The following is a 17,944-nucleotide window of genomic DNA, read 5'->3' on the forward strand; positions in this document are numbered from 1 at the left end:
AAAATAAGTATCTGTTTTTTGAATTAAGTATCATTTTTAAATATTTCTGAATTAGTACCCCGAAATTATTAAGATATAAAATTCATATTATAGATAAATACCAAAAAGAGCTATAACTTTTGTTATGGCTCTTTTTATTAAAAACCTACTTTAATAAAAACCCAAACCTAATCGACCCATAAAAATACCCAGAATTTGTATCAATTCCTGGATCTTTCAACTCTCTGCCTCGGTAAAGAAATGAATACGAAATATTGAATTTATTATGGCGGTATTTCAAACCAAACTCCGCATTGAAACGAAGCGGTTCTAAATCGAAAGTTACAGGACTTGTATTACTAAACATGCTTCCCTGAATTGTAGCATCATAAAACTGATAATTCACACTTGGCATGGCATAAAAATAAAATTCGCGGATTTCATATTGCGGTTCTGAACTTACTGAAGCGTCGTGCAAATTGGAATCGTAAATTGGAAGCAGTTTCTTAAACCCAATTCGGGTAAGAAATCCTGTTGAAACTCCTGTAAAAATAGTGCCCAAATTAGCTTCTGATTGAAAATGAAGATCTATAAAATCGTTGTGTTCGCTTGGAAATAATTTCTTCGAATACATTACATGCGCCTGAACAGCAAGAGCATTATGCAACTGATTTTCCCAACCGTACACTTTTTTGTAGCCAATAAGATGATGAAAGCTTTCCTGAGTTTCGCGTCCAAAAGCATTTGGTCCCATATAACCCAATTGAAAATCCGTTTTTAAAACCGATTCGCTCTGGTAGAAAAAACTGCGTCCTGCTTCGGCAAAAAGATAACCCGTAAAAGGGCGGTCATTTATATCTACCGCCGTTTGATTGATATATCTTGGATTGTAAATATATTGTCCGAGGCGAAACTCGGTTATTTTTTTATTGATTTTTTCGTTTTCGTTTTTGGATAAATAACGAAAAAAAAGCTCTAAACCATTGGTATAATACATATCATTTTTAGACGATGTATATAAATCATTATCGGAGATAAAACCGAATTCTTTTGTATTTCCCTGTCCGAAAACCAAAGTTGTTGCGAGCAGAAAAACCGCTAGAAAAACGTTTTTATTTACCATCGTAATTTATTTTTCCAACGTAGCGCATTTCGCGAACAATTCTTTCTTTTCGTCTATTGATATAACTTGAAGAACCCGTAGCTTTAAATTTTCTTGGATTTGGAAGAATTGCAGCAATTCCTGCAGCCTGCATCGGTGTCAAGCTCAAAGCGTCACGACGGTACCAATGTTCAGTCGCGGCATAAGCGCCATAAACTCCGTCGCCCATTTCTATACTGTTCAAATAAACTTCCATGATTCTTTCTTTGCCCCAGATGATCTCAATCAAAACAGTAAAATAAGCTTCTAAACCTTTTCGCAGGTAACTTTTTCCTTGCCATAAAAAAACGTTTTTGGCAGTCTGTTGCGAAATGGTACTTCCGCCTCGAATTCGGCGACCGCGTTCGTTGCTTTTATATGCTTTTTGAAGTGCTTTAAAATCGAAACCGTTATGCGATAAAAATGTTCCGTCTTCACTTGCAATTACCGCTTTTTGAAGATTATTCGAAATTTTTTCAATTGGTTCCCAGTCATGATCGAAATAAACTTCCTTACCCGCCATTTTATTTTCGATGGCGCGAATAATCATCAAAGGCGTGAATGGCACCGGAACATATTTAAAAAAGATAACAGAACCTATCGACAATCCAAAAAACCACAACATTGCTTTGATAAAAAACCATTTGACTTTTTCGCCAAAGGTTTTATTTGTTTTCTTTTTTGCTGCTGGTTTTTGTTTACTTGTTGCCGGCTTTTTTGGTGCTGGTTTTTTGGTTGCTGCCATTATATTAAATCTGCTAATTCTGTTCCTATTAAACTTCCTATTGCCACGCCCATTCCGCCCAAACGTACTCCGCAGAATACATTTTCAGAAAGTGCTGAGACCACAGGATTCTTACTGTTCCCGATTCCCATAATCCCACTCCAACGATGCGCAATCTGAAAATCCTGATTTGGTAAAATTACATTTTTCAGCAAATCTTCCAATTTATTTTGAATAATTTTCGTGTTACCAAATTCAATTGTGGTTTCTCCTTCAAAATCAAGATTTCGGCCTCCGCCAAGTAAAATCCGATCGCTGATATTTCTAAAATAATAATATCCTTTATCTAAATGAAACGTTCCTTTTATATCTAAATTGTGAATGGGTTCTGTAATTAAAACTTGCGCTCTGGCCGGTTTTACGGCCCCATTTGTCAACGATCCAGCAAAACCATTTGTTGCAAAAAACAGTTTTTGGGTTTTAAAACTAAAATCGTTTAATGCAATTTCGACCTGATTTCCTAAATCAGAATAACCCGTCACGGTTTGCTGATTCAAAATCAAAATATCTGCTGCAACAGCTTGTCTTAGCAATTCCTGCATCATATTTCCGGTATCAATTTGCGCTTCAAAAGGATTAAAAATTAAATATTCCTGAATATTTTCAAATCCAAAACGATCGACTTCTTTCGAAAAAACATCAGCTTTGAAAAGCGGTTTTAAAACTTCATTTATAAACGGAATTTTAGAAATACATTCATTAAATCCGAGCTCGTCGTCTTTCAAAAACAATTCATATCCGCCATGAGGTTTAAAATCAATTGCTGAATCACCCAGTCTTTTTCGGAGCATTTGCAAACCTTTCCAGCGTTTTTCAATAAGCGCCACAACATCATCCTCAGAATGCGTTTTTAAATCATCTAAAATTTCCGAAAGACTTCCAAAACAAGCAAAACCAGCATTTTTCGTGCTCGCGCCCTGAGGCAGCATTCCTCTTTCTAAAACTAAAATTTTAGCGGCAGGAAATCTTTCGCGCAAGCGCAATGCGGCATGTAAGCCAACTATTCCGCTTCCTACTATTGTATAATCAATATTTGTAAACCAATTTTTTAGTTCCCAATAGCTCAATTCCATATTCAGACTTTTTTATAAAAATAATGATTTTTTTGAACCATATAAGTAATATAAGTTCATTTAAAAAATTAGTCTCACATTATACATCGATGTCAGGCCGAGCGAAGTCGAAGCCTACACACTGTGCGCCCTTCGACTTCGGTCAGGATGACATCCTTACTTTAAAAGCAATAAACTTTAACAGAAAATTGGAATTCTCATTTTCACAGAATGGAATTTAAATGTTGTATTTTTAGCGCACAAAAATTACAAGTTTTATTATGAAAAAAGTTTTATTCACAACCTTAATAATGATGAGTTTAAATGCTATCGGACAGAATGTGATGTCTCCAGAATTGTTATGGAAATTAGGACGAGTTACTGCACTTGGACTTTCAAAAGATGAAAAAAATGTTGTTTTTAAAGTTTCTACACCTTCTGTAGCAGAAAACAAATCAACTTCAAAATTGTATATTATTCCAGTTAATGGAGGTAATGCTACTGAAATCAAAGACACAAAAGATGTTTTAAAAGACAAAAATGTTTCGCCTGACGGAAAATTTTTGGTTTACAATGAAGAAGTAAAAATTGATAAGGTTTTAGGAAAAGATTTTTATCCAAATCTTGACAAATCTGATGCTCAAATTTATGATGGTTTGGATTACCGCCACTGGGATACTTGGAACGAGGGCAAATTCAACCATGTTTTTTATAAAGAGAATAAAGATGGCGCTGCCGGAATCGATATTTTAAAAGGCGAAACTTTTGATTCTCCTCAAAAACCTTTTGGTGGCGACGAAGATTATATTTGGTCTCCTGATGGAAAAAGCATTTTGTATGTATGCAAGAAAAAAGCAGGAACCGCTTATGCTGTTTCCACAAATACAAACATTTATGAGTACAATTTAGAAACTCAAAAAACAATCAACAGAACCGAAGACAATCTTGGTTATGACACAGCTCCGCAATTTTCTCCGACAGGAAATTTAACTTGGTTGCAAATGAAACGTGATGGTTATGAAGCCGATAAAAACGACATTATTGTTGAATTCAAAGGAATCAAAACCAATTTAACGGCAAATTGGGACGGAACTGTAGATCAATTTATGTGGAGCAAAGACGGGAAAAATGTGTTTTTTGTAGCACCAGTCGATGGCACAAAACAGCTTTTTACAGTTAATTTTCCTGGATTGACCAAAATGGCAATTAACGTTCGCCAAATTACAAACGGAGATTTTGACGTAAGCGATTTAGTAGGTTTTGCCGGAGATGATATCATTGTTACAAGAACAGATATGAATCATGCAGCCGAAATTTTTTCTTATAATTTGAAGAAAAACACTTGGAAACAAATTTCAAATGTAAACACAGATATTTATAAGACATTAACGCTGAGCAAAACCGAAAGACGTTATGTTACAACTACTGACGGCAAAAAAATGTTGGTTTGGGTAATTTTACCTCCAAATTTTGATGCTTCAAAAAAATATCCAACTTTATTATTTTGCCAAGGCGGACCACAAAGTGCATTGACACAATCGTATTCTTTCCGTTGGAATTTTTCTTTAATGGCTGCTAAAGGTTATGTTGTTGTAGCTCCAAATCGTCGTGGAATGCCAGGGCATGGTGTTGCTTGGAACGAACAAATTAGTAAAGATTGGGGCGGACAAGTTATGGACGATTATCTTTCTGCAATTGACGATGTTGCTAAAGAAAATTATGTTGACAAAAGCCGTTTAGGATGCGTTGGTGCAAGTTACGGAGGATATTCGGTGTTTTATTTAGCGGGAATCCACAACAACCGTTTCAAAACTTTTATCGCTCATGATGGGGTTTTCAACACTGTTTCAATGTTAGGAACTACTGAAGAAGTTTTCTTTAACAATTGGGATTTTGGCGGAGCATATTGGGAAAAAGACAACGCTGTGGCGCAAAAATCATATACAACTTTCAATCCTGCAACTCTGGTACAAAACTGGAATCGCCCAATCTTGATTTTTCAGGGAGGAAAAGATTTCCGAGTGCCAATCGGGCAAGGACAAGAAGCTTTTCAGGCGGCTCAATTAAGAGGATTAAAAAGTCGTTTTGTTTATTTTCCAGATGAAAACCACTGGGTTCTACATCCGCAAAATGCACAAGTTTGGCAAGGCGAATTTTTTAAATGGCTGAACGAAACACTATAATATCATATGTTCCTGCGGTTGAAACCCCAAGCTATGTTTTTTCATATAATTTCTCAAAAACATTAAATATAGCCCTTGGTTTCAACCACGGGAACGCTTAAGTTGATATAAAAACACCCGTTAAAACCATTTTTTTTGATGTTAATAGCTCAAGACGATATAATAGCCACAGATTTTATATAATCTGTGGCTATTTTCTTTTCTGAACCTTTGAATTATATAACACTTTCAGTCTGATTTCTCTTTTTAAAACAGATTTTTTTGAATAAATTGCAGTGAATTCGATTTTAAAACTACTATATCCCCACTTTAAAAATCTATGGAAAGCAAAAAAAGTTACACGGCCATCAAAGTGCTTTTCAGCTATGTTGCATTACTGGCATTGGTTGTTACCGTGGGATGGTTTTTGTATTCTGAAAATGTAGTCTATAATAAATTAGAAGATAAAATTGCATTTGAAAAAACAAAAATCTTAAGAGTCAGCAAACTTTTCTCGAATGTTTACAAAACAGAAAGTTTAGCCCGAAAAACTATCCAAACCAACTCAGATAAAGATTTTAAAAGTTATTTGATTGAAAGCGATTCGCTACGCGCACGAATTGATACTTTAAAACAAATTGTCACTACAGAATATCAAAAAGTACTTTTAGACAGCGTGACTTATTTGTTGGCTGAAAAAACCAAAAATATTCAGCAACTAAAAACCATAAAAAACAAGGCAGATGATGAAGTTTCGGTAAATTCGGCTATTAATGAAATTACCAAAATGGAGTTCAAACTCCGTAAACTGGAACTTAAGGATTTTAATAAAAACCCAAATCAGCTTGGGGCTTATCAAAAAAATGTACTTCAAAAATATGTTGATTATCTTAATCAGAATATTCCGGATGACAGCACAAATACGCTGAGCAAAAAAGCTTCGGACTCGATTTTAGCAAATTCAAAAAAACTTTTAAGCTCCGTAAAATTAAGAGCCGAAAAGAAAAAAGAATCTTTGAATTTTGAAGAAAACAAATTGCTGAAAAACGAAATCGCAATTTCTGACCAACTGCGAAAAGTACTTCGAATTATCGAACGGGAAATCATCATCAACTCCATTAAAAACAATTCTTTAAAAGAAAAATCACTTAAAAAAGTAAATGAAATCGTAACTGCTTCGGCTATTATCGGTTTGATTCTGACGATTTTCTTTTCTATTTTAATTGTAAGCGATTATTCAAAATCGCAATTGTATAAAAAACAGCTCGAAATCGCGAATTTCAAAACAAAGAATCTTCTAAAAAGCCGTGAACAATTGATCTCGACTGTAAGTCATGATTTAAAAACGCCGTTGAGTACCATTGTGGGTTATTCTGAACTTTTAAGCAATTCTGATGTAAATACAAAACAGTCTTATTTCATTAACAATATCAAAAATTCCTCTGAATATATCACGCAGTTAGTTCAGGATTTGCTTGATTTTTCTCAAATCGAAGCAGGAAAAATTACGATTGAAAAAGTCCCTTTTTCACTACCGCAGATTATTGATGAAGTAGCCAAAAGTATTCAAACCGTTTATAAAGAAAAGAACATTGATTTAATCATTACTATTGATGAAAAATTAAATTCAAAAATTGTTGGCGATCCATTTCGACTGAAACAAATTTTGAGCAATATTATCGGAAATGCTTATAAATTTACAGAAGAAGGCTATATCAGAATTAATGCTTTTTTGACTGAAAACAATGATTTTTTTACGATCACAATTGAAGATACTGGAATTGGAATTGAAAAAGGAAATCAGAAATTAGTTTTTGAAGAATTTGCACAAGCGAATGAAAACATCGAAAAAAAATATGGCGGAACAGGTTTAGGCTTATCAATTTGCCAAAAAATAATTTCGATTTTAGGGGGGACATTGCAGCTCGAAAGTATTTTTGGGCAAGGCAGTACTTTTAAAATTCAGCTTCCTTTATTATTTGACACTAGTTCAAATACAATCGACGAAATTAAAAAACCTCTTTTACTGCCCACCAAACCACAGACTTTTGTCGTTATAGATGATGACATTAATCTGCTGAATTTGACCAGTGGTGTTCTGAAACAGGAAAAACATCAGGTTTTGTCTTTTAGCAATGCCAGTAAAGCTTTGGAAGTCATTCAGAAAACGAATTTTGATTTTGTTATTACCGACATTCAAATGCCAGAAATAGATGGTTTCATGTTTTTGCAAAAGCTTAAAAACAGTACGTTTTATAAAAATCAGCCAGTAATTGCTTTGACCGGAAGGGCAGATCTTGATGCTTCAGTTTATTCAGATGCCGGATTCATAACAGTTGTGAAAAAACCGTATTCGCCAAAAATATTGCTGGAAACTATCCGAATCATTTTGGGAAATGAAACACTTCCTCAAGTTGAAACACAAAAAACTGAAGAAAAAACATCAACTAAATTATATTCATTAGAAACTCTTAAAGATTTTCTGGGTCATGACAGCAATGCTTTAAATGATGTTCTAAAATCGTTTATAGAAAGCACGAATGAAAATTTAGTTTATCTGGAAAATGCCATTGCCGATAAAAATGCTGCAGAAATAAATGCAATTGCACACCGAATTGCGCCGATGTTCAAACAAATTGAGGCAAATGAGATTGCTGGAATTTTAGTCGTTTTAGAAAAAAATGATTTTGAAATTGGTAAAGCAAAGAACATTTATACCGATTTAAAAACTAAAATAATTTCCCTTTTTAAAATCTTAGAAGACGAAATTGCTTAATCGATATTATATTGTTTCAATTTATTATAAAGTGTCTTTCTGGTAATTTTAAGTAGTTTTGCCGCTTCTGATTTATTGTTTTGTGTTTTTGAAAGTGCATGAATGATGGTTTCTTTTTCATTTTCAGATAAAGAAAAACCAGCCACCGATTCAAATGAATTCTGCTTTTGGATCTGAAAAAATTCAGCGGGAAGCACTTCACTTTCAATATAATTTCCACGAGTCAAAAGTGTGGCACGTTTTACACAATTTTGCAGCTCTCGTAAATTTCCAGGCCAATTGTAGCTTTGAAAAATAGTCACCACTTCTGGCGAAAACCCAATAATATCTTTATTTAGTTGTTGATTGGCTTTTTCAAGGAAATAATCCGCAAAAACCATTAAATCTTCTCCTCTTTCTTTTAAGGAAGGCGAAAGAATCGAAAATTCATTAATTCTATGGTATAAATCTTCTCTAAAATCGCCGTTTTTTACTGCTTCGCGCAAATCTTCATTTGTAGCAGTTATGATTCGGATATCGACGTTTATTTCTTTATTGCTTCCAACAGGTTTTATTTTACGTTCCTGAAGTGCTCTCAATAATTGAATTTGATTCTCGTAAGAAAGATTTCCAATTTCGTCCAGAAAAAGCGTTCCGCCATTTGCAGCTTCAAAATAACCCATCTTATCGCTGATTGCTCCGGTAAAAGATCCTTTTAAATGTCCAAAGAATTCACTTGCCGCTAATTCCTTCGGAATTGCGCCACAATCGACTGCAATAAAATTATTATTTTTGCGAGTACTTTGCTGATGAATGCTTTTGGCAATAATTTCTTTTCCAGTTCCGCTTTCGCCGATAATCAAAACAGACATATCTGTCGGACTTACCAATTGAATATGATCTAATAATTTTCGTGAAGCAACAGAAATTCCTCTTACGAATTCATTTTCTGAAGAAACTTGTTTTTTAGCTGGTTTCTTCTCTTTAGAAACAACTTCTTCAGTTTCATTATTATTTTGCAAAGCGTTTGTAATGACCAATAAAACCTCATCAGGATTAAAAGGTTTTGAAATATAATCAGCCGCACCATTTTTTATAGCCTTTACAGCTGTATTCACATCAGAGTAACCTGTCATCATAATAACAGGAATGTTCGGATGAGAATTTTTGAATTCGGTCATTAGTCCGATACCATCAGAATCAGGCAGGCGAAGATCAGTCAAAATCAAATCGAATGATTCATTTTTGATTGCTGATCTGGCATCTGCAGCAGAGAAAGCTATTGTTACCTCGTATGCTTTTTTTATTAGAAATTTCTCTAGTAATTTACAAAACGAAATATCATCTTCTATCAATAATATCTTTGACATCTGTTTTTAAGGACTTTTTTTGCTAAAATAATACTATTAAAGTTGTATTCTCACAAAATTATGCAAAAAAAAAGAGACTGCTATAAGCAATCTCTTTTTCACCAAAAACATAAATCTAATTCACCTAATTATATTTATAATATATCTATTATATTTTCAGCCAATTGCCATTGACATCTGAATAAACAGTAGCCTTCTGATCCTTAACTGATATTTCTAATTTGTATTCTTTTTTCTCATTTACATAAGCTTTTTCCAATTTTGCATTTGGATAAGCAGTCTGCAGAGCAGTTTTTACCGCCGCCGGCACAGCGTCTACAGTTACTTCTGTATATTCTGTTTGAACTAAAACGGATGTTTTTTCTTTATTTGAAAGTGTTTCCGCAGTTACCGGAATAGACAAACTTGCTAAAACAACAACAGTTGTCACGATGGCTAACTTTTTCATAATGCTCTTTTTTTTAAGAATTATTTTTTAATAATATTTCCAGAAGCATCTGTAAAAAAAGTATACTTTTTCTCTCCGCTCGCTATGACAAGTTTATATTCGTTCTTAGCGTTTTTGTATGCTTTTTCAAGTTTTGTACCTGGAAAAGATTTTTCGATAGTCGATTTCACTGCTGCCGGAACAGCATCTGCAGCAACCTCAGTGTATTCATCCTGAATACTTACTGATTGAACCATTTCAGTTTTTGCAACAATAGTTGCAGCGTTGATTGACAAACTTCCAAAAACGACAGCTGCCGATAAGATTAACTTTTTCATAATGGGGATAGTTTAAATAGTTACTTTTTAAGAATATTTCCTTTTGCGTCGGTGTAAACTGTTGATTTTACATCTCTAACAATAATGTCAATTTTGTATTCTTTTTTATCGTTTACATACGCTTTATCCAGTTTTACACCAGGATAAGCATTGTCTAAAGCAGTTTTGATGGCTGCCGGAACAGCATCTACTTCTTTGTATTCATCCTGAAATTTCACTGTTGCTACATTGGCAACAACTGGTGTGGCTTGTATTGACAGCCCTCCTAAAAGGATTGCTGCCGATAAGATTAACTTTTTCATAATGTTATATTTTTAGTTGTTGAACTTCTTATTTTTTGATCCAAGATCCATCTGCATTTGCATACAGAGAACCCACTTTATCACCTACTGTAATTTCAAGCTTATATTGTGAAGCTGTATTTTTGTAAGCTTTATTAAGTACTGCAGTTGGATATGCTTTTTTAAGAGCATCTGTAACTGCAGAAGGAACTTCTTCTAATTTAATTTCAGTGTACTCGTCTTGAACAGAAATTGATTTTACGATTGAATTTGTAATTGGAGAAGTTGAAGCAAATGAGGTAAAACTTCCCAAAACGATAGCGGCTGATATAAATAATTTTTTCATGATAGTAATTTTAAATAGTATTAATAATTTGATTGGAACAAAAAGGGTTTATTTTTTAACCCAAGTTCCATCTGCATTTGCATAAACAGAACCTACTTTATCTCCAACTGTAACATCTAATTTGTATTGAGAAGCTGCATTTTTATATGCTTTAGTAAGCACTGCATCTGGATAAGCTTTTTTAAGTGCGTCTGTAACTGCAGAAGGAACTTCTTCTAATTTAATTTCAGTGTACTCGTCTTGAATTGAAATTGTTTTTACGATTGAATTTAATATTGGAGAAGTCGAAGTCGAAGCAAATGATGTTAAACCTCCCAAAACGATTGCGGCTGATAGAAATAATTTTTTCATGATAATAGTATTTTAAGATAGTTAATTTAATTTTAGTATTTTTTATTTGAAAATACATGAGACGTGTTTTAGATTATTTTTGAATCCAAGTTCCGTCGGCATTCGCAAAAAGATTTCCTGTTTTTTCGCCAACAGTAACATCTAATTTATATTGCGCTTTTTCATTTTTGTATGCTTTTGTAAGGATTGCATTTGGAAATGATTTTTTTAAAGCATCAGTAATTGCAGCTGGCAACTCTTCTAATTTGATTTCAGTATATTCATCCTGAATTGAAACTGTTTTTATAGTAGAATCTTCGATTGAAGAGTTTGCGGCAAATGAAGTTAAACTTCCCAAAACAATAGCGGCTGATAATAATATCTTTTTCATAATGTAAATTTTAGTTTTGTTTATAGTTGTTTACGCTTTAGGTAATGAAATTATTATGCCGTAAACCAAAAATATACTACCATTACACCTAACCCGTTGTTTTCAAAGGGTTTTTCATTACCATGCCAAAATTTTTAAATTGTAAAAAGTGTGTAATTCTCTAAATGAGTGTGTAAAAATTATACACTTTTAGTGTTTCCTAACGTATAAAACAGTAAAACCCGATAAGTTAAAAACTCATCGGGTTTGTACTAAAAATAAAAAAAGGCTGCCGAAATCGACAGCCTTTTAAAATTATTCTGGACTATTCATTTTGAAAGTATCCATAAACGCAGTTGTATAATCACCTGCAATATATTTTGGATCATCCATTAATTGTCTGTGGAAAGGTATTGTAGTTTTCACACCTTCGATTACGAATTCATCCAAAGCTCTTCTCATTTTACTGATAGCTTCTTCACGAGATTGTGCAGTTGTAATCAACTTAGCAATCATAGAATCGTAATTTGGTGGAATGCTGTAACCAGAATAAACGTGAGTATCTAAACGTACTCCGTGTCCTCCTGGCATATGAAGCGTAGTAATTTTCCCTGGTGAAGGACGAAAATCGTTATAAGGATCTTCAGCATTAATACGACACTCAATAGCGTGTAATTGTGGCAAATAGTTTTTTCCTGAAATTGGAATTCCAGCTGCAACCATAATTTGCTCGCGAATCAAATCGTAATCAATTACTTGTTCAGTAATTGGGTGTTCAACCTGAATACGAGTATTCATTTCCATGAAGTAGAAGTTTCTGTGTTTGTCTACTAAGAATTCTACAGTTCCAGCTCCTTCATATTTAATAAACTCAGCAGCTTTTACAGCAGCTTCTCCCATTTTAGTACGTAATTCGTCTGTCATGAAAGGTGAAGGTGTTTCTTCAGTAAGTTTTTGGTGACGACGTTGTACTGAACAGTCTCTTTCTGAAAGGTGGCAAGCTTTTCCATAAGAATCTCCCACTACTTGAATTTCGATATGACGTGGTTCTTCAATAAGTTTCTCCATGTACATTCCGTCATTTCCAAAAGCAGCAGCTGCTTCCTGACGTGCACTTTCCCAAGCTTTCAAAAGTTCTTCTTCTTTCCAGATTGCACGCATTCCTTTTCCACCACCACCAGCGGTAGCTTTCATCATCACTGGGTAGCCAATTTCTTTAGCTACTTTTTGTGCATGCTCATAAGATTCTAATAATCCGTCTGAACCTGGTACACAAGGAACTCCTGCCGCTTTCATTGTAGCTTTTGCAGAAGCTTTATCTCCCATTCTATCGATCATTTCAGGAGCCGCACCAATAAATTTGATTCCGTGCTCTTGACAAATTTTTGAGAATTTAGCATTCTCAGAAAGGAAACCGTATCCTGGGTGAATTGCATCTGCATTTGTAATTTCTGCAGCTGCAATAATATTTGACATTTTTAAGTACGATAAGTTACTTGGTGGGGGACCAATACAAACCGCTTCATCAGCAAACTTCACATGTAAGCTTTCTGCATCGGCTGTAGAGTAAACGGCAACTGTTTTAATTCCCATTTCCTTACATGTACGAATTACACGAAGTGCAATTTCTCCTCTATTCGCAATTAATATTTTTTTAAACATCTTATTTTAATTAGATAATTAGACAATTTGATAATTAGATAATTTTAGATGTCTGATATTAATTCCGCAGATCATCTAAAACCTAAAATCTAAAATCTAAATTTATTTATGATGGATCTACTAAGAATAAAGGTTGATCAAATTCAACTGGAGACATATCGTCAACAAGAATTTTAACAATTTTTCCTGAAACTTCAGATTCGATTTCGTTGAATAATTTCATTGCTTCAATTACGCAAAGAACATCTCCTTTTGCGATAGTGTTTCCTACTTCAGTGAAAACTGGTTTGTCTGGAGATGGTTTTCTATAAAATGTTCCAATGATTGGAGATTTTATAGTAACATATTTAGAATCGTTAGCAGCTGGAGCTTCTGGCGTAACATTAACAACAACTGGCGCAGCAACCTGTGGAACAGCAGCTTGTGGCAATGCCGCCTGAGCTGGTAATTGCTGTACATAAGTAGCTTCAGTTACATTTGTTTCTAAAGTTGTTCTGATAGTGATTTTTACATCATCCATTTCTAACTTTACCTCAGCAACTCCCGAATTTGCTACAAATTTGATTAGGTTTTGAATTTCTTTTAAATCCATAATGATTCGTTTTTAGTTTTGATTTATTTTGTATCGTAAGCCCATTTTAAATATATAGATCCCCAAGTGAATCCACCACCGAAAGCGGCTAAAATAATATTATCTCCTTTTTTGAATTTGTGTTCAAAATCACTTAATACTAATGGCAAAGTTGCTGAAGTTGTATTTCCATATTTTTCAATATTCATCAATACTTTTGAATCTTCAAGGTTCATTCTGCTTGCGGTAGCATCAATAATACGTTTGTTTGCCTGATGTGGCACTAACCAATCCACCTCTTCGTTAGTCAAATTGTTTCTTTTAACAATCAATTCGCTAGCGTCTGCCATGTTAGTAACTGCATATTTAAAAACAGTTTTTCCGTCTTGAATAATGTTGTGTTGTTTGTTTTTAACGGTCTCTTCTGTAGTTGGTATTAGAGAACCTCCAGCAGAAATTTTAAGAAAATCTCTACCTACACCATCACTTCTTAAATATTCATCTTGCAAGCCTAAGCCTTCATAATTTGGTTCAAATAAAACAGCACCTGCTCCATCTCCAAAAATAATACAAGTAGATCTATCTGTGTAATCTACAATTGATGACATTTTATCGGCACCAATTAATAAAACTTTTTTGTAACGTCCTGACTGTACATAAGCCGCAGCCGTTGACATTCCGTATAAGAAACTTGAACATGCAGCCTGCAAATCATATGCAAAAGCATTTGTAGCTCCAATTTCTGTTGCAACATAAACTCCTGTAGAGGCCACCGGCATATCTGCAGTAGCTGTTGCCATTATAACCATATCAATCTCTAAAGGATCGATATTTGCTTTCGCTATTAAATCCTGTGCTGCCTTTATAGCAAGAAACGAGGTTCCTTTGTCAGCATCTTTCAGAATTCTTCTTTCTTTAATTCCGGTACGAGTGGTAATCCATTCGTCATTGGTATCAACCATTGTTTCTAAAACTTTGTTTGAAAGTACAAAGTCAGGAACATAAGCTCCAACAGCGGTAATTGCGGCTGTGATTGTATTCATTATATTCTATTATTTCCTTTCAAATACAGTGTATTTGAAAAATTTTTAAAAGACTTGAAAATTACAAAAAAAATCGTAACGAATTTGTCTATATTTTCCTAAAAAACGAAAATTATAACCAACAAAAAAAACTCTCACTATGTGAGAGTTCTAGTATAATTTACAAAAACGTATTAAGCAACCGCTTCAGATTTATCGATAACAACTTGCCCTCTGTAATACATTTTACCTTCATGCCAGTAAGCTCTGTGGTATAAATGTGCTTCTCCAGTAATTGGACATGTAGCGATTTGAGCTACAGTAGCTTTATAATGTGTTCTTCTCTTATCTCTTCTTGTTTTCGAGGTTTTTCTCTTAGGATGTGCCATTTTACTATATTATTTATCCGTTAATAGTTTCTTTAATTTTTCCCAACGCGGGTCAATATCTTCTTCTTGTTTACTCTCTTCCTTTTGTTCTTTTACACTTAATTCATTCAGTTTTGTCAAAGCTTCTGTCTGCAGACTTCCGTCTTTAACGCCAGGATGAATTCTTTTTTGAGGTACTGAAAGCGCGATCATTTCATAAATATATTGCGCAACATCTATCTCGTGTTCACCATGTGGCAAAATCAACAACTCTTCATTGTCATCATTGAATTCTTCTCCAAAGCGAACAATCAACTTCATTTTTCCTTTTATAGGTAAATCAAAATCTTCGCCTGTTAAATCACAAGGCACATTAACTGTCCCTTTATGTTTGAATTCTAATTCTAACATATTGCTCTTTTTATCAAAAAGCAAATTGACTTTAATGTCTGAACTTTGAAACTCATCGTACTCAAAGTTCTTAAAGAACGTGTTATTTATTTGATACTCAAAATGGTGTTTTCCTAGTTTTAACCCTACGAAAGGAATTAAAAATTCTTTTGTTTTGCTCATTTCAACATCAATTTGAACAATCCTCATCTGTAAACAGATATCTGAATTGGGGTGCAAAGATATAAAATTATTATAAATCTAATAATCTTATTGACCTTTTTTTGTTTATAACTGTTTTTCTTTTATTTTTAGAGGTTTTTGGCTAATCTCCTCATACTGATTACGCGAGCGAAAAATATCGATCGCAAGATAAACTGCCTCTTTAAACGAATTAAAATCTGCCATATCTTTTCCTGCAATATCATATGCTGTACCATGATCTGGCGAAGTTCTTACTTTGTTCAAACCTGCAGTATAATTCACTCCTTTCCCGAAAGATAGTGTTTTAAAAGGAATTAATCCCTGATCATGATAAGTAGCAACAATTGCATCATATTTCTCATATTGACCACTTCCAAAAAAGCCATCTGCAGAGAAAGGCCCAAAAACCATTGTTCCCGACTCAAATATTTTTTTCAAAGTTGGTTTCAAAATCAAATCTTCTTCTTTTCCAATAACTCCGCCATCTCCACTATGAGGATTTAATCCCAAAACAGCAATTTTAGGCCTCACTATGCTAAAATCCTGAATCAATGACTTTCTGATAGTTTCGATTTTTCTTGTAATTAATTCTTCCGTCAAATGTGATGAAACCTCATTTAAAGGAACATGATCCGTTAACAATCCCACTCTTAAATTATCCTGAACCATCATCATTAATGCATCACCTTCAAGTTCTTTATCCAAGTAATCTGTATGACCCGGAAATTTAAAATCCTCTGACTGAATATTATATTTATTAATTGGAGCTGTAACTAAAACATCAATTAAGCCCTCTTTCAAGGCTTTGGTAGCTGCCACAAAAGATTTAATGGCATATTCGCCAATTTTTTCATCATTTTTTCCAAGAGTAACATCAACACCTTCTTTCCAAAGATTAAGAACATTAACTTTTCCTGGTAAAACCTGCTCTAATTTATCTACTCCATGAAATTGAACAGAAGATGTAAAACTTTTTTTAATGAAAGAAAGTATTTTAGCATTTGCAAAAATAACTGGCGTACACAATTCCAGCATACGAGAATCCTCGAATGTTTTCAATATAACTTCGCTTCCAATACCGTTTAAATCTCCAACTGAAATTCCAACAATTATATTTTCTGCTTTTTTATTCATGAGCTCAGCTTATTTATTACTAATTTTGAAGTGCAAATTTAGTAAAATAAAACAACAATGTTTACAGGAATTATAGAAACCCTAGGAAGGGTTCACGAAATACAAAAAGACCAAGGCAATCTTCACATTACAGTTGACTCCTCTATTACTAATGAATTAAAAATCGATCAGAGTGTTTCTCATAACGGAATTTGCCTTACGGTTGTAGCAATTAAAGATTCTTTTTATACAGTAACAGCAATTGGCGAGACCATTTTAAAAACTAATATTGGCGACTGGAAAACCGGCGATATTGTTAATTTAGAGCGCGGTATGAAACTTGACGATCGTCTTGACGGACATATTGTTCAGGGACACGTAGACCAAACCGGAACCTGTATTAAAATCGAGGAAGCAAACGGAAGCTGGAATTATACTTTTGAATATGACAAAAACCTAAGCAACATTACAATTGAAAAAGGATCAATTACTGTAAACGGAGTAAGTCTTACTGTAGTCAATTCAAAAACAAATGAATTTAGCGTTTCAATAATACCTTATACTTTTGAAAACACCAATTTCAAAAATTTTGTAGTTGGAACAAAAATAAACTTAGAATTTGATGTTATTGGGAAATATATTTCACGATTATATTCGATAAACAAATAACAACAACTTATTTTCATAAAAAAAGCTTCAAATTAAATTGAAGCTTTTTTTATGAAATTATATCTGCGAATTGCATATACACCAAATATTAATGCACATACGGCCAAAACAGTTAAATTTTGATCGATAGGAGCCCCAGGAGGCGGTGGTGGACCAGAAGCCGCTTGCTGTGGTTGTGGAGGTGCCGGAGCAGCCACAACACTCGTAGCTGTCATTAAAACAAAACAACATGTAAAAAAAATAGTTTTCGTTATCTTCATAAGTTTAAACCTGTCAGAGACAAGCGATATTAAATTAGACTTGGGGTCTTTTATGAAATTTCGTACAAGCCTTATTCTCAAAGAGCTTTACCCGACAAATGTAGAAGATTTTTACAAAAATACAACCCTAAAAACAAAAAAAGCTTCATAAAAATTTATGAAGCTTTTCTATTTTGTGGTCCCACCTGCACCACCGATAACTTTATCAATTTTTATCGTATTTTACTGTATTTACTTGCTTTAAAGCTTATAAACAGAGGTTTTTCAGTAAAATAAAATTAGAGCAAAAAAGACTAAAATAAAAAAATTCGTCCCCTCATTCGTCCCCTATCAATTTTTGCATATATTTG

The 17,944-nt window shown here is 33.7% G+C and carries 20 protein-coding genes; 3 read left to right on the forward strand and 17 right to left on the reverse strand.

Annotated features, from left to right (window positions below):
• Positions 1-145: 145 nt before the first annotated feature.
• Genes ACWA1B_RS00750 through ACWA1B_RS00760 form a run of 3 tightly spaced genes read right to left on the reverse strand, consistent with a single transcriptional unit; the run spans position 146 to position 2,977 of the window.
• Positions 146-1,102, reverse strand: a complete 957-nt coding sequence (locus ACWA1B_RS00750; RefSeq protein WP_456903881.1) for a lipid A deacylase LpxR family protein — start codon at positions 1,100-1,102, stop codon at positions 146-148.
• Complete coding sequence (gene mtgA, locus ACWA1B_RS00755; RefSeq protein ID WP_456903883.1) at positions 1,092-1,865, reverse strand: monofunctional biosynthetic peptidoglycan transglycosylase; 774 nt, start codon at positions 1,863-1,865, stop codon at positions 1,092-1,094. The genes ACWA1B_RS00750 and mtgA overlap by 11 nt, the downstream gene beginning before the upstream one ends.
• Entirely contained in the window at positions 1,865-2,977 is a 1,113-nt protein-coding gene (locus tag ACWA1B_RS00760) for an NAD(P)/FAD-dependent oxidoreductase (RefSeq protein ID WP_456903885.1), read from the reverse strand. Before ACWA1B_RS00760 ends, mtgA begins: the two co-directional genes overlap by 1 nt.
• Positions 2,978-3,237: 260 nt before the next feature.
• Between ACWA1B_RS00760 and ACWA1B_RS00765 the strand changes: the two genes are divergently transcribed.
• Positions 3,238-5,139, forward strand: a complete 1,902-nt coding sequence (locus ACWA1B_RS00765) for a S9 family peptidase (RefSeq protein WP_456903887.1) — start codon at positions 3,238-3,240, stop codon at positions 5,137-5,139.
• Positions 5,140-5,458: 319 nt separating this feature from the next.
• Complete coding sequence (locus ACWA1B_RS00770) at positions 5,459-7,894, forward strand: ATP-binding response regulator (RefSeq protein ID WP_456903889.1); 2,436 nt, start codon at positions 5,459-5,461, stop codon at positions 7,892-7,894.
• Here the strand turns inward: ACWA1B_RS00770 and ACWA1B_RS00775 are convergent.
• The 13 genes from ACWA1B_RS00775 to pdxA form a co-directional block, all read right to left on the reverse strand.
• Positions 7,891-9,243: a sigma-54-dependent transcriptional regulator gene (locus ACWA1B_RS00775; RefSeq protein WP_456903890.1), complete on the reverse strand. Its 1,353-nt coding sequence runs from the start codon at positions 9,241-9,243 to the stop codon at positions 7,891-7,893. The genes ACWA1B_RS00770 and ACWA1B_RS00775 overlap by 4 nt on opposite strands.
• 148 nt (positions 9,244-9,391) lie before the next feature.
• Positions 9,392-9,691 (reverse strand): PepSY-like domain-containing protein, encoded by a 300-nt coding sequence (locus tag ACWA1B_RS00780; RefSeq protein ID WP_456903892.1) that lies wholly within the window; start codon positions 9,689-9,691, stop codon positions 9,392-9,394.
• A gap of 20 nt (positions 9,692-9,711) precedes the next feature.
• Positions 9,712-10,008, reverse strand: a complete 297-nt coding sequence (locus ACWA1B_RS00785) for a hypothetical protein (protein WP_456903894.1) — start codon at positions 10,006-10,008, stop codon at positions 9,712-9,714.
• A gap of 20 nt (positions 10,009-10,028) precedes the next feature.
• A complete protein-coding gene (locus ACWA1B_RS00790) occupies positions 10,029-10,310 on the reverse strand; it encodes a hypothetical protein (protein WP_456903895.1) in 282 nt (93 codons plus the stop codon).
• A gap of 28 nt (positions 10,311-10,338) precedes the next feature.
• A complete protein-coding gene (locus ACWA1B_RS00795) occupies positions 10,339-10,635 on the reverse strand; it encodes a hypothetical protein (protein WP_456903897.1) in 297 nt (98 codons plus the stop codon).
• Positions 10,636-10,683: 48 nt separating this feature from the next.
• On the reverse strand, positions 10,684-10,986 hold the full coding sequence (locus ACWA1B_RS00800; protein WP_456903899.1) for a hypothetical protein: 303 nt from the start codon (positions 10,984-10,986) through the stop codon (positions 10,684-10,686).
• A 73-nt stretch (positions 10,987-11,059) separates the two neighbouring features.
• Complete coding sequence (locus ACWA1B_RS00805; RefSeq protein WP_456903901.1) at positions 11,060-11,356, reverse strand: hypothetical protein; 297 nt, start codon at positions 11,354-11,356, stop codon at positions 11,060-11,062.
• A 294-nt stretch (positions 11,357-11,650) separates the two neighbouring features.
• On the reverse strand, positions 11,651-12,997 hold the full coding sequence (accC, locus tag ACWA1B_RS00810; RefSeq protein ID WP_456903902.1) for an acetyl-CoA carboxylase biotin carboxylase subunit: 1,347 nt from the start codon (positions 12,995-12,997) through the stop codon (positions 11,651-11,653).
• Between the two features lie 106 nt (positions 12,998-13,103).
• Positions 13,104-13,589, reverse strand: a complete 486-nt coding sequence (accB, locus tag ACWA1B_RS00815; protein WP_456903904.1) for an acetyl-CoA carboxylase biotin carboxyl carrier protein — start codon at positions 13,587-13,589, stop codon at positions 13,104-13,106.
• A gap of 23 nt (positions 13,590-13,612) precedes the next feature.
• Complete coding sequence (locus ACWA1B_RS00820) at positions 13,613-14,611, reverse strand: beta-ketoacyl-ACP synthase III (RefSeq protein ID WP_456903905.1); 999 nt, start codon at positions 14,609-14,611, stop codon at positions 13,613-13,615.
• Positions 14,612-14,784: 173 nt separating this feature from the next.
• A complete protein-coding gene (gene rpmF, locus ACWA1B_RS00825) occupies positions 14,785-14,979 on the reverse strand; it encodes a 50S ribosomal protein L32 (RefSeq protein ID WP_008465217.1) in 195 nt (64 codons plus the stop codon).
• Positions 14,980-14,988: 9 nt separating this feature from the next.
• A complete protein-coding gene (locus ACWA1B_RS00830) occupies positions 14,989-15,531 on the reverse strand; it encodes a YceD family protein (protein ID WP_456903906.1) in 543 nt (180 codons plus the stop codon).
• A 105-nt stretch (positions 15,532-15,636) separates the two neighbouring features.
• Positions 15,637-16,686 carry a 4-hydroxythreonine-4-phosphate dehydrogenase PdxA gene (pdxA, locus tag ACWA1B_RS00835; RefSeq protein WP_456903907.1) on the reverse strand — a complete coding sequence of 350 codons (1,050 nt, stop codon included), beginning with the start codon at positions 16,684-16,686 and terminating at the stop codon, positions 15,637-15,639.
• Between the two features lie 57 nt (positions 16,687-16,743).
• On the opposite strand from pdxA, the gene ACWA1B_RS00840 reads away from it, so the two are divergent.
• Complete coding sequence (locus ACWA1B_RS00840; protein WP_456903909.1) at positions 16,744-17,334, forward strand: riboflavin synthase; 591 nt, start codon at positions 16,744-16,746, stop codon at positions 17,332-17,334.
• Between the two features lie 32 nt (positions 17,335-17,366).
• On the opposite strand, the gene ACWA1B_RS00845 is transcribed toward ACWA1B_RS00840, so the two are convergent.
• On the reverse strand, positions 17,367-17,594 hold the full coding sequence (locus ACWA1B_RS00845) for a hypothetical protein (protein WP_456903911.1): 228 nt from the start codon (positions 17,592-17,594) through the stop codon (positions 17,367-17,369).
• Between the last annotated feature and the right edge of the window lie 350 nt (positions 17,595-17,944).

This window comes from Flavobacterium xizangense, assembly GCF_054075145.1.

Excerpts from the sequence above, each read along its gene's own strand:
- ACWA1B_RS00750 (WP_456903881.1), bottom strand. The coding sequence starts at position 1,102 with ATGGTAAATAAAAACGTTTTTCTAGCGGTTTTTCTGCTCGCAACAACT.
- mtgA (WP_456903883.1), bottom strand. The coding sequence starts at position 1,865 with ATGGCAGCAACCAAAAAACCAGCACCAAAAAAGCCGGCAACAAGTAAA.
- ACWA1B_RS00760 (WP_456903885.1), bottom strand. The coding sequence starts at position 2,977 with ATGGAATTGAGCTATTGGGAACTAAAAAATTGGTTTACAAATATTGAT.
- ACWA1B_RS00765 (WP_456903887.1), top strand. The coding sequence starts at position 3,238 with ATGAAAAAAGTTTTATTCACAACCTTAATAATGATGAGTTTAAATGCT.
- ACWA1B_RS00770 (WP_456903889.1), top strand. The coding sequence starts at position 5,459 with ATGGAAAGCAAAAAAAGTTACACGGCCATCAAAGTGCTTTTCAGCTAT.
- ACWA1B_RS00775 (WP_456903890.1), bottom strand. The coding sequence starts at position 9,243 with ATGTCAAAGATATTATTGATAGAAGATGATATTTCGTTTTGTAAATTA.
- ACWA1B_RS00780 (WP_456903892.1), bottom strand. The coding sequence starts at position 9,691 with ATGAAAAAGTTAGCCATCGTGACAACTGTTGTTGTTTTAGCAAGTTTG.
- ACWA1B_RS00785 (WP_456903894.1), bottom strand. The coding sequence starts at position 10,008 with ATGAAAAAGTTAATCTTATCGGCAGCTGTCGTTTTTGGAAGTTTGTCA.
- ACWA1B_RS00790 (WP_456903895.1), bottom strand. The coding sequence starts at position 10,310 with ATGAAAAAGTTAATCTTATCGGCAGCAATCCTTTTAGGAGGGCTGTCA.
- ACWA1B_RS00795 (WP_456903897.1), bottom strand. The coding sequence starts at position 10,635 with ATGAAAAAATTATTTATATCAGCCGCTATCGTTTTGGGAAGTTTTACC.
- ACWA1B_RS00800 (WP_456903899.1), bottom strand. The coding sequence starts at position 10,986 with ATGAAAAAATTATTTCTATCAGCCGCAATCGTTTTGGGAGGTTTAACA.
- ACWA1B_RS00805 (WP_456903901.1), bottom strand. The coding sequence starts at position 11,356 with ATGAAAAAGATATTATTATCAGCCGCTATTGTTTTGGGAAGTTTAACT.
- accC (WP_456903902.1), bottom strand. The coding sequence starts at position 12,997 with ATGTTTAAAAAAATATTAATTGCGAATAGAGGAGAAATTGCACTTCGT.
- accB (WP_456903904.1), bottom strand. The coding sequence starts at position 13,589 with ATGGATTTAAAAGAAATTCAAAACCTAATCAAATTTGTAGCAAATTCG.
- ACWA1B_RS00820 (WP_456903905.1), bottom strand. The coding sequence starts at position 14,611 with ATGAATACAATCACAGCCGCAATTACCGCTGTTGGAGCTTATGTTCCT.
- rpmF (WP_008465217.1), bottom strand. The coding sequence starts at position 14,979 with ATGGCACATCCTAAGAGAAAAACCTCGAAAACAAGAAGAGATAAGAGA.
- ACWA1B_RS00830 (WP_456903906.1), bottom strand. The coding sequence starts at position 15,531 with ATGAGCAAAACAAAAGAATTTTTAATTCCTTTCGTAGGGTTAAAACTA.
- pdxA (WP_456903907.1), bottom strand. The coding sequence starts at position 16,686 with ATGAATAAAAAAGCAGAAAATATAATTGTTGGAATTTCAGTTGGAGAT.
- ACWA1B_RS00840 (WP_456903909.1), top strand. The coding sequence starts at position 16,744 with ATGTTTACAGGAATTATAGAAACCCTAGGAAGGGTTCACGAAATACAA.
- ACWA1B_RS00845 (WP_456903911.1), bottom strand. The coding sequence starts at position 17,594 with ATGAAGATAACGAAAACTATTTTTTTTACATGTTGTTTTGTTTTAATG.